Annotated in this window: 14 protein-coding genes and 1 riboswitch (1 of these 15 running past the window's edge); of the genes, 10 read left to right on the plus strand and 4 right to left on the minus strand. The window is 42.4% G+C overall.

Translation table 11 applies throughout. The annotated features are described in order from the left end of the window. Positions 1 to 201 precede the first annotated feature (201 nt). The gene (ltrA, locus tag AC1ECB_RS02075; protein WP_485664894.1) at positions 202 to 1,578 is read left to right on the plus strand and encodes a group II intron reverse transcriptase/maturase; all 1,377 of its coding nucleotides are present in this window, start codon (positions 202 to 204) and stop codon (positions 1,576 to 1,578) included. Positions 1,579 to 1,982: 404 nt separating this feature from the next. Here ltrA and AC1ECB_RS02080 read toward each other — a convergent pair whose 3' ends face one another. Both AC1ECB_RS02080 and AC1ECB_RS02085 read right to left on the minus strand, forming a co-directional pair. Next, positions 1,983 to 3,134 (minus strand): IS91 family transposase, encoded by a 1,152-nt coding sequence (locus AC1ECB_RS02080; RefSeq protein WP_485665747.1) that lies wholly within the window; start codon positions 3,132 to 3,134, stop codon positions 1,983 to 1,985. After that, positions 3,131 to 4,003, minus strand: coding sequence for a tyrosine-type recombinase/integrase (locus AC1ECB_RS02085; protein WP_485665399.1), 873 nt, complete (start codon positions 4,001 to 4,003; stop codon positions 3,131 to 3,133). Before AC1ECB_RS02085 ends, AC1ECB_RS02080 begins: the two co-directional genes overlap by 4 nt. 311 nt (positions 4,004 to 4,314) lie before the next feature. Here AC1ECB_RS02085 and AC1ECB_RS02090 point away from each other — a divergent pair, with 311 nt between their 5' ends. The 9 genes from AC1ECB_RS02090 to cas6 all read left to right on the plus strand — a co-directional run bounded on the left by AC1ECB_RS02090 (position 4,315) and on the right by cas6 (position 14,407). After that, the gene (locus tag AC1ECB_RS02090; protein ID WP_485667242.1) at positions 4,315 to 5,091 is read left to right on the plus strand and encodes a transposase; all 777 of its coding nucleotides are present in this window, start codon (positions 4,315 to 4,317) and stop codon (positions 5,089 to 5,091) included. A 287-nt stretch (positions 5,092 to 5,378) separates the two neighbouring features. Beyond that, the gene (locus AC1ECB_RS02095) at positions 5,379 to 6,152 is read left to right on the plus strand and encodes a basic amino acid ABC transporter substrate-binding protein (protein ID WP_485667243.1); all 774 of its coding nucleotides are present in this window, start codon (positions 5,379 to 5,381) and stop codon (positions 6,150 to 6,152) included. A gap of 72 nt (positions 6,153 to 6,224) precedes the next feature. After that, complete coding sequence (locus tag AC1ECB_RS02100; RefSeq protein ID WP_485667244.1) at positions 6,225 to 7,028, plus strand: 4Fe-4S binding protein; 804 nt, start codon at positions 6,225 to 6,227, stop codon at positions 7,026 to 7,028. A gap of 506 nt (positions 7,029 to 7,534) precedes the next feature. Beyond that, positions 7,535 to 7,738, plus strand: coding sequence for a hypothetical protein (locus AC1ECB_RS02105; RefSeq protein ID WP_485667245.1), 204 nt, complete (start codon positions 7,535 to 7,537; stop codon positions 7,736 to 7,738). Positions 7,739 to 7,971: 233 nt separating this feature from the next. Then, entirely contained in the window at positions 7,972 to 8,691 is a 720-nt protein-coding gene (locus tag AC1ECB_RS02110) for an ankyrin repeat domain-containing protein (RefSeq protein ID WP_485667246.1), read from the plus strand. Positions 8,692 to 9,412: 721 nt separating this feature from the next. After that, a riboswitch (cyclic di-GMP riboswitch) is annotated at positions 9,413 to 9,498 on the plus strand. A gap of 186 nt (positions 9,499 to 9,684) precedes the next feature. Further along, entirely contained in the window at positions 9,685 to 11,634 is a 1,950-nt protein-coding gene (locus tag AC1ECB_RS02115; protein WP_485667247.1) for a methyl-accepting chemotaxis protein, read from the plus strand. 56 nt (positions 11,635 to 11,690) lie between these two features. Further along, positions 11,691 to 12,365, plus strand: a complete 675-nt coding sequence (locus AC1ECB_RS02120) for an RraA family protein (protein WP_485667248.1) — start codon at positions 11,691 to 11,693, stop codon at positions 12,363 to 12,365. Between the two features lie 85 nt (positions 12,366 to 12,450). After that, entirely contained in the window at positions 12,451 to 13,440 is a 990-nt protein-coding gene (locus AC1ECB_RS02125) for a bile acid:sodium symporter family protein (RefSeq protein ID WP_485667249.1), read from the plus strand. A 178-nt stretch (positions 13,441 to 13,618) separates the two neighbouring features. Next, positions 13,619 to 14,407 (plus strand): CRISPR-associated endoribonuclease Cas6, encoded by a 789-nt coding sequence (cas6, locus tag AC1ECB_RS02130; RefSeq protein WP_485667250.1) that lies wholly within the window; start codon positions 13,619 to 13,621, stop codon positions 14,405 to 14,407. A 129-nt stretch (positions 14,408 to 14,536) separates the two neighbouring features. Here the strand turns inward: cas6 and AC1ECB_RS02135 are convergent, their stop codons facing one another. Further along, the gene (locus tag AC1ECB_RS02135) at positions 14,537 to 15,817 is read right to left on the minus strand and encodes a cytosine deaminase (RefSeq protein ID WP_485667251.1); all 1,281 of its coding nucleotides are present in this window, start codon (positions 15,815 to 15,817) and stop codon (positions 14,537 to 14,539) included. Next, positions 15,807 to 16,900: the 3' portion of a cytosine permease gene (locus AC1ECB_RS02140; protein WP_485667252.1), read on the minus strand. Its footprint extends 322 nt past the window's final position; 1,094 of the gene's 1,416 nt are visible here — the last part of the coding sequence; its start codon lies off the right edge, out of view — the gene reads right to left on this strand; it ends in the stop codon at positions 15,807 to 15,809. Before AC1ECB_RS02140 ends, AC1ECB_RS02135 begins: the two co-directional genes overlap by 11 nt.

Genomic DNA, 16,900 nt, shown 5'->3' on the forward strand with positions numbered 1-16,900 from the left:
AACACTGAGTTTAGCGATAAAAGGCGAGCTAAATTCAGCTCCCCGGGGTCAAAGGTCTTGGCATGCTACACATCATTACTCTGTGTGAACTTGGGAGACCCTGCCGCCCTCTAACGAGAGTATGGCGGACAAGTCGAAGACGAGGAGGCCAAATAGACGGCAGGGAGTCGGAATGCGCTATAATACTGAGGATGCAGGGTAATGCCTGCGGAGGGAAGGGCGCTACGAAGCAGTGACCTTGAAAAGGGAAACAATGCTGCACTGGAGGCAGAGAAACCATTGGGAACTAAACTAACAAGGATAGCCGAATTAGCCAAACAGCGACCAAAAGTCAAATTGCAAACCCTGATTCATGCTATTGACGAAGAAAGCCTGAAAGCCGCTCATCAGGCGCTAAAAGCAGGTAAAGCCCTAGGCGTAGACGGAATGAGCAAAGAGGAATATGGCAAGCAGCTAGAAGAAAACATCAACGATCTTCTGGGAAGAATGAAACGGCAAGCGTATAAACCACAACCTGTCAAGCGAGTCTATATCCCAAAAGGAAACGGCAAGATGCGTCCGCTAGGTATTCCGTCCTACGAGGATAAAGTGGTGCAGAAAGCCCTTAACGAAATTCTAACAGTCATCTACGAAACAGAATTTCTCGACTGTTCCTATGGATTCAGGCCGGGAAGAAGCTGCCATGATGCGCTAAAAGAAGTCGGCAGAATTATTGAGACGAAGAAGGTCAGCTATGTGGTAGACGCGGACATTAAGGGATTCTTTGACAACGTCGACCACGGGTGGATGATGCGGTGTCTGCAAGAACGCATACAAGACCCTAACCTTTTGCGGCTGATAAGCCGGATTCTCAAGGCGGGCGTTATGGAAGAAGGCGTAGAATACGAGACAGATACAGGAACGCCGCAGGGCGGGGTCGTGTCTGCAACGCTTGCAAACGTCTATCTGCACTATGTACTCGACTTATGGTTCACTCTGAACATAAAGCGTGAAAGCAGAGGCGAAGCCCATATCATCCGGTATGCCGACGACTTTGTTTGCTTCTTTCAATACAAAGACGACGCAGAAGCCTTCTATAGGAAACTAATAGACAGACTAGGGAAATTCAACCTTGAGATTGCCCAAGAGAAAACGAAGATACTCGAATTTGGCCGATTTGCCGAAGAAAGACGAGCCAGACGAGGCGATGGCAAACCGGAGACCTTTGACTTTCTCGGGTTCAGCCATTACTGTAGCAAAGGCAAGCCTGGGAACTACAGCGTCAAGCGGAAAACAAGCAAGAAGAAATTCATTGTGAAGCTAAAAGTCCTCGCAGAATGGGTCCGCAAGAATATGCATACCGAGCTTGGGGACTTAATCAAGCAGCTAAATGCCAAACTAATTGGCCATTTTCGCTATTACGGGATTACCGGCAACCTGCAGCGAATCAAAGCATTCCGGTATTTCGTACGGCGAAAACTGTTTAAGGTCCTCAACCGCAGGAGCCAGAAGAAGAGCGTGAACTGGGATGGGTTTGCAAAGATTGAGGAGCGATTCGCAATTGCCGAGGCAAGAATCTATGTAGATATGTATGGCTAACTGTAAGTGAATGCTGTGGAAGAGCCGGATGCCTTAATTGGGCCCGTCCGGTTCTGAGAGGGGGGCCGCCGTGAGGTAGGCCTCTACTCTACTGAAGGTATCAATCGGAAGTTTTGCGCGCAAAAAGGCTCAATTAACAGCTCCCGGCTGCCAGTTGAGCCACAAAACTATCTACGCGCAAAATTTTTGATTGCCTCAGAAGAATGAAGTCGCGGGCTGCCCAGCTATGGAATTTCAATCTTTTTCTCTTGGTTTTTGATCGTTAATTTTTTCTGTTTTCGTACATTTTTTTGTGCTTTACTTTGCTGATTTGTAATAAATTGGGCTTCATTTGTCTTGATTGGACATACCTTCCCCCTCCCCACAAACGGGTCTTGGCAGTATCTATTCAATTTTTGCAACTATTAAGGCGATGCCTCTTTGGGTAACGAATAGCTTGCCTGTAATTTACCTTTTCCACATACAGGACACCTCGTTACATCCCGGCCTACAAGAATGCATAGAATCTCAACAGTTGTAAGACCTTCAAATTTTGGTTTGTAGGTTGGACTTAACGTTAGTTTTCTGCTTAGTTCCAGCTTGGTCTTTTTGTTTCGGTTGGCAAGGAGTCCATAATGCCTGATTTTGACAAAACCTTTGGGAAGTACATGCAGTAAAAATCGCCGGATGAATTCAACGCCACTGAGCGTTAGCGTTTTTGTCTGGTTGTTGTCGTTAGAGTCTCTTACGGTAATTGTCACCGTATGTTCATCCATGGCGACAATGCGCGTATTGGATAAGGCTATCCGGTGCGTGTACCTCCCCAAATATCGGACAACAGCGAGTGGTCCGGAAAAAGTCTTTTTAGAGTAAATGTACCAGTTTTTGGCATAACACTGTTTGAGTAAATCCCGGAAACATTTTGGCTGTTGATATTTCTGGGCATCTCCATAAAACATCAGCAAGTTTTGGCGGTAGTATTGCTTGATGTGGTGAAGAAATTTACCTCGAAACTTTTTAGCTAACACCTTTACTGGAATGAAGAACTTCTTGCTGCTGTTTCGCCATTGATTGTTTTTGGTTAGTCCACCTGCCAATACCACAGTATGGATGTGCGGATGATAGTGCAAATCTTGTCCCCAGGTATGCAGCAAGGAAAAAAAGCCGATCTGTGCACCAAGATATTTGGTATCTTGGGAAAGTTCCGCCAAGGTTTGGGCTACCGCTTTATACAACAAGCCATAAAGCAATTCCTGGTTTTGATAAACCAATGGCTGAAGCTGTGATGGTAAGGTAAACACAACATGGAAGTAAGGGGCAGTGAGGATATCTTTGCTTCTTGCGTCTACCCAAACTGCCTTATTAATACCCTGACACAAAGGGCAGTGCCGATTCCGGCATGAATTGTAACGAACAACTATATGGCCACATTCTTCGCATTCAAACGTATGACCACCTAAAGCTGCTGTCCTGCAGCGCATGATGTCACTAACGGCTTTGGCTTGTTGTATATATGGAGCATAGCTTTGTTCATACTGGGGATAAAACTTAAGGAAAACATCCTGTACAGTAGTCATTTGGGGTTGCTGTTTCCAGTATCAAGAGGACTCTTAATGCCCATAAGGCTTTTCGATGTCATATGCAGGTACGTCATTGTAGTCTGAAGATTTTTATGCCCCAGCATTTGCTGGATAAACACGGGATCGACCCCATCTTCTAATGTATGTGTAGCAAAACAGTGCCGAAGCGTATGGGCAGAAATATTCTGGTCCATTTGCAACTGGTTGCGCAGCTTAATGATGGTATTTTTGATGGACTTAACGTTAATGTGCTCACCTTTGTGTTGTCCTGGAAACAACCAATCGTCCATTTGGTAGCTTGAAAAATATGCCCGGAAGTATTTTCGCAATACATCAAGGGCCAGTTCTGATAAGATGGTGTATCGATTTGTATTATGTTTGGCGTTTTCTACCCGTACGCGCATACTTTTACTACAAATATCACAAATCTTCAATTTAGCTACTTCGCTGACCCTGAGGCCACTACCGTATAGTAATGCTAAAATAGCTTTATGCTTTAGATTCGCAGCTTTATTTAATATTGCCAGTACATCTTGTTTAGGTGGGATGACTGGAAATTTACGTATTCTTTTCATCCGGGGAATTTTTAAGGGGTTCCACTCTTTACCTATGATGCAGGTATGAAAGAATTTGACAGCAGAAATGTAACAATTGATGGTTCCCGCTGACAGACCCTTTTCCTTTTTGAGATAGAGGATATATTGTTGGATATCACTATCTGTAACGTTTTCCATGCATTTGTGTTGATTTTGCATATAATTGATGAAGGCAAAGATTCTTCGCAAATAGGATTCTCGTGAAGATTCCGGAGTTCCTTTAAGTTCAAAGTATAGCTCAATCTCTTGTTTATATTGTTGCATAGACATACTACCTCCTGATTTTTTGGGTTTTGTGAAGCCAATTCATGGCATCAGGAGGAGCTCTAGCTGTGTTAAAAAACGTATGTATTTCAATCTTAAGACATGGTATAATCATAAAGTAAAAAGTACGTTCCTCCTTTCTGGTTTGTTTGGTTTGGCGATTAAACAATACCACAAAAGGGCGTACTTTTTACATTTTTCATGAAATTTTTATTTACGGGAGACTACCAAGGCCATCGCGTGAGCGATTTCGTTCTTCCATTGCTTCCTTGCTTCTTTTATGCTAAACTGGAGAAAAAGGATAGCTGAGGGAGAAAATGCCAAGAACTGCAAGAAAAAAAAGTAAAAGCGGTATCTATCATGTTATAGTGAGGGGAATAAACCGTCAGGATTTATTTCACGAAGAGGAAGACTATACAAAGTATTTAGAAGGACTGAAGCGAGCGCAAGACATAAGTAAATTTGAGCTATATGGATATTGCCTAATGAATAATCATGTACATTTGTTGCTGCATGAAAAAGTAGAGAGTTTGGAGTCAATAATGAAGCGTGTAGGAGTTAGCTATGCTAGCTGGTATAACAAAAAGCAGGAGAGGGTCGGACATGTATTTCAAGATAGGTATAAGAGTGAACCTATAGACAGTGACGCATATTTGCTAAGCGTGTTAAGATATATACATAATAATCCAGTAAATGCACAACTGGTATTGCAGGCAGAAGACTATATGTGGAGTAGTTGTAGAAAGTATAGCGACTCGAATAAATATCTTGGGGATATGGTTAATACGGAATTTATTCTAAAGATATTTGACGAATGCGAAGAGATAGCCCGACAAAGATGGCAAGCGTTTATGAAACAGGATAGTGATGATAAATTTCTTGATATAGAGGAGAAGCTGCAAAAGATAAAAGATGAACGTTTGTATAAAGAAATACAAAAAATCTTAAAAGGGCAATCACTTGGAGAGCTGCAATCAATGGAAAAAGCCAGTCGGGATAAGATAATACGAAAAATTAAAAGTATCGAAGGTGTAACGCAACGCCAAATAGCAAGAGTAACAGGTCTCAATCAGAGCCTTGTGTTTAAGGCATAGGAGCAAAAGAACCGTCCCGTAGCTTTTTTTAGTCGAAAATATGATCGGAATGGGGTAAACTTTCAAAGGTTTCTAACAAATAAGGTGATTATTGACAAGTACATAAGTTAATTGCTATAATTAATAAAATTAATACTAATTTGGTTGATCAGATATACTGAAGGCCAAAGCTTCGCCTTTTAAGGTAAAGCTTTGGCCTTTAATATATCTAGGACTTTAATGGGGTGGTATATGAATTATAGTTTTAGTAAATGAAAAAGGGGAAAATATTTTTAGGAGGCTATTTAATGTCAAAAAAATATATTACTGCTGTCGCTTTATGCGTGGTTGTACTAATGCTAGTACTAGTCGGGTGCGGGGCACAACCTGCAGCTAAAACGCAAATATTGAAGGTGGGGTCTGATACCACTTATGCTCCTTTTGGTTTTCAAGATGAAAAAACTAAAGAGTATATCGGCTTTGATATTGATATAATCAAAGCAATTGGCAAACAGGCTGGTTACGACGTGCAAATTCAGAGCATGAATTTCGATGGTTTGATTCCGGCGTTAGATGGCGGAAGCATCGATGTAGCCATTTCAGATATGACAATTAATGATGAACGAGCTAAAAAGGTTAATTTTTCCAAACCGTACTATATAGCTGGCTTGTCTATCGTTGTAAGGACAGATAATAATACAGTGAAGTCCGTCAAAGACCTGGAAGGTAAGCGCATTGCCGTGTCAATTGGTTCTACTGGTGCAGATGAAGCTAGAAAGATTAATAACGCTAAAATTACCGAGTTTAACACAATTGCAGAAGCTTTTTTAGAACTGAATACTGGCGGCGTGGATGCTGTAATTAACGATCTACCAGTAAATGAATATTATATTCTCCATGCAGGCGGTAATAATGCCAAAATTGTAGGTGAGTCGCTGAATTCAGAACCCCTCGGAATTGCAACCTCTAAGAAAAACCCTGAACTGGGCGATAAAGTAAATAAAGCATTGGATGAATTGAAGAAAAATGGTGAATATGAAAAAATCTATGTAAAGTGGTTCGGGAAAAAGCCGCCGCAATAAGCATATACAAATGAACAAAGACACAACTATGGTGTGTCTTTGTTCTCTAATAAAATCGAAAGGACATTCTTTATGACTGAGATTGAAACGCAAGCACTAACTACAAAGATATTGAAAAAGGCCAAGGACTTTGGCGCTAGTCTTGTTGGAATTACTTCTGTTGCGGCATTAAAAACAGCTCCTTCATTTACGGTAACACCTAAAATGCCTACATACCAAGGTGTTGGCAGTGGTGAGAAAAAATCTCAAAATACAAGTGAAGTAGCATGGCCGGAAGAAGCAAAATCGGTAATTGTTGTAGCTTATGTACATCCGGAAGAGCAACCGGAGTTAGACTATTGGTATGATAACATTAGTCCGCTTGGCAATAAAAAACTAATAGAAATTGTTGATAAACTTTGCCAATGGCTAAAAACAGAATACGCGTTAAATCCGGTGCATTTAAAATACCATATTAATAATGGCGGGATTTTTTTGAAAGATGCAGCTGTGCTGGCTGGTTTAGGTTGTATTGGCAAAAACAATTTGCTACTAACGCCCGAATATGGTTCCCGGGTTAGATTGAGGGCGTTCATAATTGATTTGGTGTTGCCATCAACAGGCCCTTTACAGTTTGATCCCTGTGAAAATTGCGACGAACGTTGCATTCGCAGCTGTCCCCAGCAGGCGTTTGCGGAAATTTTGTATACCCCCGCGGAATATGGCAGAAATGAATTGCCTGGCCGTAAAGGAAACTATAGCCGTATCGCCTGCAATGTCCAGATGGGTATTGATGAGGCGTTGGGGCAGCCAGAAATGGTTGCCGACTATGAGCGCGTAATGAAAGTGATAAAATATTGCCGGCAGTGTGAATGCAATTGTCCGGTTGGAAAATAATTTATATTAACGAGACAAAATACGCTTGCAATCTATGTAAAAGAGTACTAATATTAGTAATAGGTGGAAATTAAAAAGTAAGGTCGCCGTGTCCCATAGGTGCGGGAACACCTATAGGCACGAGCAGGTGAACAGGCACCTACACGTAACAGCGAACTGTCCACGACGACATTCTTATTATACCCGGTTGCTAGCTGAATTACAAGTTTTGACAATCGTGGTGTAATGATTGATTGGCGCGAAAGGCAGAGGCTGTGCGACTGCATGCAATATTCGATGGTATCATATCTTGATACAGGTTTGGCAGGACACGCTGACGGGTTCTGCTATTTGGGTTGCTTCCTGTATCTTGATACTGTTGCAAAAATCGATTTGGATCGCATGTGTAGGGTAGAAATAATCCTGCATATGTGATCCTTTTTAATTTCCTCCTGTAAAATTCCCCTTTATGGGTGATTACAGGAGGGCATAGAAGCCTCCAGATAAAATAAGGAGGGGTGGTAAGTTTGTTTGGAAGATACCTGGATTGTAAGAAACAAGAGACTGAGCTATATGATGAAATTTGGGAGCTATCTGAAGAACTTGATCGGCTGTATAAAGAGGGAAAAGATACAACGGATACTATCCAGAGATTGGGGGAAGTATTTGAAGAATTTTTCTTATTCAGGCAGCAGGGAGGCAAAGACCCGCTAGTTAAAGGCAAATTCTAAACCTGTCCGGCGCTAGGGGGACAAGTAGGGACGTTCCTGTGCACTTTTTGGCGCACAGGAACGTCCCAAGTGTCTCCTAGCCAAGTTTCATATTGCTGACTGAAAACCTTCGGCCAAGTCACAAAGCTAAGTATATACTTTCGGATAGTATCGCCAAGGATTATTATGTGTTACCATTTTTGATGTCAAGCAATAAAACCGATTTAATAAATATAAGATGGAGTGTGGAAAGTATGAGAATAAGAATATTGATGGTGGGAGTACTTGCGGTGGCATTATTGCTTTCTGGGTGTGCAAGAAGCCCAGAGGATGCCAAGAAGGATTTATCCGATAAAAAAATTCAATATAATGAACAAAGCTTTGTAAAAGCAGTAGAGGACCAAAATATGGATGTTGTTGAGCTGTTTATCGAGGCAGGAATGAGTCCGAATGTTACGGATGCCAGTGGGAGTCCGTTAGTAACTGCAGCTGCAAGCGGTAATCTGGAAATAGTCAAACTTTTTGTTGAAAAAGGGGCTGATATAAATATTAAGAGCAAGGTTAAGGGCGAAATGACACCACTGTTTGCTGCGATTCTCGGGAACGGGAAAGTAAAAGAAAAGCAGGATACTATTAAGTTTTTGCTGGATAAAGGTGCGGATGTGAATGCGCGTTTTATTTCAAAAGACTTTGAAGCAACACCGCTGATGATGGCGGTGGCGCAAAAGGATACTGAGATTGTCCGATTGATATTGGCAAAAAAACCAGATATCCATGCGGTTGACGCTAGTACAGGAATTACTGCTTTAATGATGGCGGTGCTCAACAATAATGTTGAAAATGCAAAAGAACTTTTGTCACAGGGGGCGGATGTCAATAAAAAAGCAAAAAATAATGCTACAGCCCTTTCTCTTGCTAAACAAGAAAATAATAAGGAAATGATTAGTGTCCTAACTAATGCGGGGGCAAAGTAATTTTTGGTTTTGGGTTGCTCTCCAACATGTGAGAATTTGTATTATTTTTGTCTAATAGCTCTCGTTAGAAAGCGAATCAGGATAACCATTCCTGAGATTCTATAGGAGAAAATGTACAAGATGTTGTTACAAGTAACAAGAAAATTCATGCTTATTTTAGTTTTGTTGGCGATAGTCTTAAGTGCTGCTGCACCACCTGCAGCAGCACTTAAGACTATCGCTATGACCAGCCCAGAAGTTCAGGGATGGTTCTATTGCTTCCTTTTTTTATGCTAAACTGGAGAAAAAGGATAGCGGAGGGAGAAAATGCCAAGGATTGCAAGAAAGAAAAGTAATAGTGGAATCTATCATTCAAAAGAGTGCCTTTTTCACTGCCCGGACAACCAAAACATTTAATGTATTAAATACTGATGCAAATTCGGCCATGGATGCCGTTTCACATAACTTAACGATATTTTTACATACTCTTAAAATACTTTTCCCTGTACTATGCTAAACTCAAATTGTAATCAATTGGTAAAATGAAAGTGAGGGTGATCTATGTCTTTGAAAGTTAGCGCTGAGTTAATGATGTACTGCTGGAATAGGAGTATTTTAGAAATGTTGCTCAGTCACCCGGGCGGTCCGCTGTACGTTAACAAGGACTATGGAGATTCCCAAGGCTGCATGCTGGGCTTTTCAAGGCGAATGCGAGACAAGTCCGCCTGTCAAAGATATTTAAAAAAATATTTGGCAAACTTATTGAAAAGTAAGGACGCAAAGCTATGGGTCTAAGGATTATCGGTCTATGACTGCCAAGTTGCCCTAAAATAGGTATTGAAACCCTGGCATTTGACTGGGTTTTTAATATTTATTCCCAAGAGATTCTCAGTGGCAATAGGGCGATTGAGAATCAGCCCTACTCTACGTATAAGTGAATAGCTGCTCTAACTATAGCAATTGATATGGAAGAGTCTATTTTATTATCACATTTCCATAGGAGGCAATACAGCAATGAAAAAAAAGATCATTATACTACTCATGTTCATTAGCGGAATTCCTTTACTCGTATCGATATTTATTTCTCATTTTCTATTTATCAAGCCGCTGGAGGCCGATTATTATGCGGTTAATGCTGGTAAAGCTGAAGTTTTCAAAACCGAGACACAGTCTTATATCAACAAGCATATGGAGATTATTAAAGCGGTTTCCCATACCGCTCCCGTAAAAAATTTCGATCTACAGGCTGCTAAACAAGAGCTTGCAGACGTTCAAAAAGTATATACCGATATCGGGATGGCACTTTCTGATGCTAAAGGGGTCCAAGTCGTAAGAGGTGATGACATTAAGCTGGGGAAAGTATCCGAGCGGGAGTTTTATAAAGAAGCTATGAACGGTAAGGAAGAAGTTGCCTCAAAATGGCTTGTAAGCACAACAACCGGCAAGCCTATCGTGATACTCGCTACACCTGTACGTTCAGATAACGGAACCATTGCCGGTGTATTACAGGCAGCAATGAACCTCGATGCTTTTAAAGACTTTGTTACGAAAAGATCAGTCAATGGTATCACAGCGTACATACTGGATCAGGAGGGGCACATTATTGTTCATCCGAATGACAACATATCAGCCGAGGCCAAAGATATGAGTCGTATTCCCTTTGTCCAGAAAGCGATTACGGGGCAAAGCGGTACGGAAGAAATAGCGGGAGAAAATGGTGTTCGCAAACTTGTAAGTTATAGTTATGATCCACAAACACATTGGACTATTTGTATGGAAAAAGATTATGAAGAATATAATGCCGTTACTAAAGAGATGCTGATCAGCAATCTGATTGTTCTGGCGATTACGATGGCTGTGGTCATTTTCATTAGTATTGTTTTTTCTAACCGGCTAACTAAGCCCATCACGCAATTGGTAACTGCGACAGAAACCATAAAAAACGGGAATCTGAATGTAAATATTACTAACACAGGAAATGACGAAATTGGCAAATTGGCGCAAAATTTCAACGCAATGGCTAGCGGGCTCAAAGACTTGCTTAGGCATGTTACTACTTCTGCTGAAGTTGTTTCTGCCGCTTCCCAACAATTAACTGCCGGTGCAGAACAATCAGCTGCTACAGCTGAACAAGTGACAAGCGCAATTGATGCGATTGCCGATAGTGCAGAAAAGCAGGTCGATTTAGCCAATGAGACTACCGGGTTTGTCACGCAGATTGTTGCGGACATTCAACAAATTGTTTCTGACTCCGCTACTGTTGCATCGGTATCAGAAGGAGCCGCACAGTTGGCTGCAAACGGTGGAAGCTCAATTGAAAATGCCGTTGTTCAAATGCGCAACATTGAAACCAGCGTCGCAACCTCGGCCGAAGTGGTGACGAAATTGGCTGAACGTTCTACGGAAATTGGTAAAATCATTGGCACTATATCCGGTATTGCAAATCAAACTAACTTATTGGCATTAAATGCGGCGATAGAAGCGGCACGTGCTGGTGAACAGGGACGCGGCTTCGCTGTAGTGGCCGATGAAGTACGAAAACTAGCCGAACAGTCAGAAAGTGCAACTAAGCAAATTGCTCACATTATTGGTGAAATACAGACAGATACCGATAAAGCGGTTGTAGCTATGAGCAAAGGTAACGCCGAGGTGAAATTAGGAACTGATATAGTAAGTGAGGCTGGGCAGACGTTTAATAAAATTATTTCCATGACCAATCAGGTGTCTGAGCAAATGCAGGGTATTTCCGCCGCGATAGAGCACATGGCAGCGAGTAGCCCAAAAATCGAGACCGCAATCAAGGCTATTGACAGTATGAGTCGAAGCAACGCCAATCAGACTCTGCAGGTTTCAGCCGCCACCCAAGAACAAGTTGCCTCTGTAGAGGAAATAAAAAAGGCTAGTCAGGCATTGGTGGAAACGGCTGATGAGCTGCAAGGTGCGGTTAATAAGTTTTCAATATAACAAAAAGTTGGTATCTTGAGTGCATAAATAAAATGATAAGAATGGAGTGATGAGTAATGTCAAATGTAGGAATGCGTATTTTTTTGCATATCAGTAGGCCGCCTAAAGCTTTAATTGATGGTTTTGCAGGACTTCCGGTAGCCAATATAGCAGACAATATGAACCGTATGTCGTGCATGGATGCAAAAATTCGTCCCATTAATGACGTGCCTTTGCTTGGACCTGCTTTTACTGTAAAGTCACGTCCTGGTGATAATCTTATGCTTCACAAAGCACTTGATCTTGCCCAACCCGGCGATATTGTGGTAGTTGATGCCCAAGGTGATTTGACTAATTCCATTATGGGAGAATTAATGGCTTTATGGGCAAAGCAAAGAGGCATTGGTGGCTTTATCATTGATGGTGCCATTCGTGATATTGGAGCGTTAAAAAAAATGGGTATGCCAATCTATGCGGCAGGAGTTACACCGGCCGGGCCTTACAAAGACGGACCCGGGGAACTTAATGTTCCTGTCGTTTGTGGCGGAGTTGTTGTTCATCCCGGAGATATCCTCGTCGGTGACGAGGATGGTATTGTCGTCATTAACCCGCGTGATGCCGAAAGTTTGCTGGAAAAATCCAGAGCTAAATCTCGCATGGAGCATAAAGTTGTGGAAGATATATCCAATATGGTGTGGGATCGCACATGGGTTGACCAAGCTCTTCGAGAGCGGGGCGTTGTTATCGAGTGAGATTAAGGGCTCCAGTAACCCGAATTGGGTAGGGTGGTTTAATTAGGGCCACTGAAAAAAATGAATTTTGAAGGGGGGAATTGTGATGAAGATAGAGATTGCTGCAATAAACAACTGGTTGGGGAAAAGAATGTTTTTAGTGGTCGTAACGGCACTCGTATTGGGCTTTTTAATGAGAGTTCCGGATAGTCAGTATGTCCGTTATCTCCTTGTTGTATTGTTTGCTTACATGACTTTTGTTACTGCGCTTGGTACAAGTTTGAAAAGCTTTATTCAGGTGATGGGTAAACCATGGATTCCATTGTGGGTGATACTGCTTATACATATTATGACGCCGTTGACTGCCTGGTTTTTGGGCAATCTGCTTTACGCAGATTCGCCCGAAATGCAACTGGGGTTATTAGTGGCGGCCGCCATTCCTGTAGGCGTTACATCAGTTATGTGGACAGCTCTTACCCAGGGTAATGTATCAATATCTCTCGTGGCAGTTACCCTTGATACACTTATTGTTCCTGCGCTATTGCCAGTATACTATAAAATTATAGTAGGTCAGGCGGTCATGATTAATTATACCTCCTTGATTATCCAACTGGTGTTGATGGTGACCATTCCGAGTATACTAGGAATGGTGCTTAATGATTGGACAGGCGGCAAAACAGCTGCCTTTGCAAAAGGTATTGGAGGACTAACTTCTAAACTGGCTTTGTTTGTTGTAATATTTTTTAACGGTGCGTTCGTGTCACCCGCCATTCATTTGTCATGGGATATTATACAAATGACAGCGGTTGCGTTGATTATGGTCGTGTCCGCCTACGCTCTAGGATATGTAGGTTCTTTATGCGTGCCTAATCGTTCTCGTGATATTACGATGGCCATGATATATAGTGTCGGTATGCGCAATGCCACTTGCGGGCTTGTCATCGCAGTTACATACTTTCCGCCAGCGGTGGCGGTTCCCATTGCTTTACTTATGTTGTTCCAACAGCCGATTGCGGCGATAATTCCAAATATTTTTAAATACCTTGATGAAAAAAGGAATATAAGCCCGCAAGGAGCAACAGCTCGAGTTGAATGAATCAATGCTGTTAGAGGCTAAATAAAGGGAACTTGCAACGATAAAATAGTTGTTGCAAGTTCCTTTTATAATGTATTGAATAAATTTCAGGTTATGCAAGAAGGTATTTGGCAAAAAGTAGCAAATACATGGTTATAGCGAAATTTTTCGTACAATTTAATATTAAAGGATAAAAAATATGCATATTACTATTGTTATGAAACCCCGACAAACAGTGAACTTACCGGTTGATTACAACCATATTGTCCAAAGTGCCATATATAATGTAATGGATAATAGTATGGCATCTTTTCTGCATCAGCAAGGTTTTATTGTGAATGGCCGTATATACAGGCTGTTTTGTTTTTCCCGGCTTAACGGTTTTTATAATATAGACAGGCACTCTGGCAGGATACTGTTTCCGCAAAACATACAATTGATAATTACTTCACCAGTGAGTGCTTTTGTGGAGTCATTGGCTGATGGGTTATTGCAGCAGGGAGAAATACGGTTAGGTGCTAATGTCATTGCAATTGAAAGTGTAAGTGCTCAGTCAATTAAAGTAAAAAATGACAGCATGGTTGTGAAGACTTTATCGCCGGTTGTAATGTACTCTACCGTGCTGCGACCGGATGGCCGGAAATATACGGTTTATTTTCAGCCGGGCGATCCAGATTATGATGCGCTCATTACTGCTAATCTGCAAAAAAAATATAAAGCATTTTATGGGCAAGAAGCCCCAGCCGGGCGAGTAAAAGTCAGTTCAAAAGGGGCAGTCAAACTGAATGTGCATCAGTACAAGGGAACGGTGATTAAAGGATACTCCGGCTTGTTGCAAGTGACTGGACCTCAGAAATTATTGCAAATCGCAGTAGATTGTGGTTTGGGAAGTAAAAATTCACAGGGTATGGGTTGCTTGCAGGTACAAAGGCAAAACCACGCTAGTAGAGGCGTGATTCTGGAGGAAGTCCTACAGGCAGGTAATTAACAGCATGTCTAACTATATGCTTCAAGTTCTTGTAGATAAACTATGCTATCAAAATACATAACTAACTTTTAGTAATTGGTCTACCTATAAGGAATTGAAACCTATTCGGAAATACCACAGACAAATACGTCAAGATTTAGTTTTGAAGGTAATTGTCTCCGGTTTTTCAGTATTCCAGTGAAGAGTTGTAGTGCTGGGCTTTGTTTCTGCAATGATCTGTCCTTGGCGTAGTGAGTAACGTACTGGTACTTGGCGGCGAAGTGCATCGTAGCTGTTGTCGGCAGGCAGGATGATCAAATTAGCAGGTTTCCCTTCAGCAATTCCATACCGGTCACTGATGTTAAGGGTGCGGGCGCTATTGACTGTTATTAAGTCTAAGGCCTTATTAAGCTGACTGTAGCCCATTAGTTGGCAGGCATGAAGTCCCATGTGGAGTACCTGGAGCATATTGCCTGTACCTAGCGGGTACCAAGGGTCAAGAATATCATCATGGCCAAAGCAGATATTGATGCCTGCTTCCCACAATTCTTTAACGCGGGTGATGCCGCGGCGTTTAGGGTACGTGTCAAATCTGCCCTGGAGATGAATATTGACAAGCGGGTTGGCAACAAAGTTGATGCCAGATAACTTTAGTAAATTAAACAGTTTGAAAGTGTAAGCATTGTTGTAGGAGTGCATGGCTGTAGTGTGACTGGCGGTTACTCTATTGCCCATCCCGTGGCGATAAGCTTCAGCGGCGACTACTTCTATGAACCGAGACTGCTCATCATCAATCTCGTCACAATGGATGTCTATCAGCCGATCATATTTTGTAGCGAGTTTAAATATTGTCTTGACTGAGTCGACCCCGTATTCACGGGTAAATTCATAATGAGGAATGCCGCCGACAACATCGGCCCCCAGACGCAACGCTTCTTCTAACAGTGCTGCTCCTTGAGGATAGGACTGTATACCTTCTTGTGGAAAAGCGACGAGCTGTAGCTCCATCCAAGGCGCAATTTGGGCTTTTACTTCAAGCAAAGCTTTGAGTGCAGTTAAGGCAGGATCGGTAATGTCAACATGGCTTCGTACATATTGAATCCCTTGTGCCGCTTGCCATTTTAGGGTGGTTATTGCTCGTTCTTTAACATCTTGCGGCGATAGCAGCTGTTTTCTTTCTGCCCACCGTTCAATGCCCTCAAACAGAGTGCCGCTTTCATTCCAGCGCGGCTGTCCTGCTGTCAATGTTGTGTCCAGATGAACATGCGGTTCAATAAACGGTGGGATTACTAAGCCATTTTCGGCATCCAGGATATTGCCAGAGAATGTTTGGTCGTTAGTATTGGGGGAGATAGAACGAATAGTACCATTTTCAATTTGAATCTGCCACAACCCTTGCTGATCACGCAGGCGGGCGTTTTTAATAAGCATTTGCGTCCTCCTTGGCTGTACTGCCGGTATGAGCGGCAGCCTGCAGTTTGGCAGCAATATAATAAAGCGTTCCAGTCAGAACAATTACAGGATAGGTAGCGCCGATGCTACTTACAAAGAGCGGTTGTTTTTGCAGTAGTAGAAAGGCAATTACGCCGGTAACCCAGATGGTGAGTGCCACTTTGTTAAAGCCATTGCTGTACCAGTATTTTCCACGGTGTTCAGCTAAAGCCGCCGGGTCATAATTCCTGTTATGGATAAAATAGTAGTCGACAATTAAGATTGCGAAGATTGGGCCAAAGACCATACCGATATAATCCAGAAAGAGAATAAAAGAGTGGAGGAAGCTGGAAAGAAACAGGGGAACGACAGTAAGCCCAGCGGCCACAAAGGTTACCAGCCAGAGTGAGGTGATCGGGGAAAGCTTTTTTGTTATATTAGTAAGCGATATGCCGGCAGCCATAAGGTTTACAGCATTAGCAGTGGTGCTGGTGATAATGATGACGAGGAGTGCTACGCTGCCTAATCCTAATTTGCTAACAATAGTGCTGGGGTCAGAGTGATTGGGGTCATAGACGCCGGTGGTTATTGCCATACCAATGGTGCCAATGATGCCGACAAAGGCAAACCAGAATAAAGCTAAGTTTGCACCAATCATCGGTGCAATAGTTGCCGTGGCTTTTGTCTTGCCATAGCGGGTAAATTCTGCGATTGCCGGTACCCAGCCGAGGCTAAAGGCAGCCATAACATCCATTGCCGAACCTAACGGCATGCGTTTGTCCACTGGTGGCTGCCAGTTCATAATAGCTTCCAGCGATATGTTTTGGAGTACGACAATTGTTTCCCAAACACCAAGAATCAATACTAGGAATACACCAATCCGTTCCACTATTTTGACTGAACGATGACCGGTAGCAATCGAGAGCAGATGCAGGATGCTCATGACGGCGATGCCAATGAGCATAGTTGTATTGCCGCCCGGTTCACCAAAGGCCGGCATACCTAGCCATTCCTTACAGATAAAACTGACTGAAATGGCAGCAATAAAGGTGTTTACCGCAGTCCAGCCAATAAACTGGGTTG

The organism is Sporomusa sp. 246TCP1, from assembly GCF_057319775.1.